This is a genomic window from Chryseobacterium sp. CG10_8 (assembly GCF_058117085.1).
This window is the reverse complement of sequence record NZ_JBYVEB010000275.1, coordinates 1-672: the sequence shown is the minus strand read 5'-3', so window position 1 is coordinate 672 and position 672 is coordinate 1. Positions and strand designations below refer to the sequence as shown.

The 672-nt window shown below is 39.9% G+C and carries 1 protein-coding gene; it reads left to right on the top strand.

Features of this window, described 5'->3' with window-relative positions; genetic code table 11:
• Positions 1–15: 15 nt before the first annotated feature.
• The coding region (locus AC4AGG_RS16710) for a DUF6443 domain-containing protein (protein ID WP_489773155.1) at positions 16–672 on the top strand (657 nt) is incomplete at its 3' end.

Genomic DNA, 672 nt, shown 5'->3' with positions numbered 1-672 from the left:
TAAAAACACAAAATCATGAAAAGAATTATCACCCTATTCAGTGTATTGTTTGTAGCAGGAACTTCTTTTGCTCAAACTACTGCTACTGTACCTAGCACAAATGAAAACTATGTTTACACCAAAACGTATTTGGATGATCCAACAGGGGCGAATCCTAAGAAAGCAGAAACCGTCCAATACTTTGACGGCTTGGGAAGACCCAAACAAGTAGTTAATGTTAAAGCTTCTCCAACAGGAAAAGACGTGGTTACTCATATAGAATATGACCAGTTCGGAAGACAGGTTAAAGACTATCTTCCTGTTCCGCAGAGTGGCACGCAAAACGGAGCGATCTATACCAATCCTCTTGCCAACGCAACGCAAAACGGTATCTATGGTAACGAAAAGATCTATGCAGAAAAGATCTTAGAAAACTCTCCTTTGGATCGTGTTTTACAACAAAAGCAAGTTGGAACCGCTTGGGCAGATCATCCCGTACAATTTGGTTATGATGCCAATGTAGCTAATGAAGTTAAAAAGTTTGTAACTACTACCTCTTGGGCTAATAACGCCACCTCTTCGGTTCTTAAGATAGATGCAACTAACAGTTTCTATCCGGCTAATCAACTCTATAAAAATACAGTAACCGATGAGGACGGCAATGTAAGTATAGAGTTCAAAAACGGTCAAGGG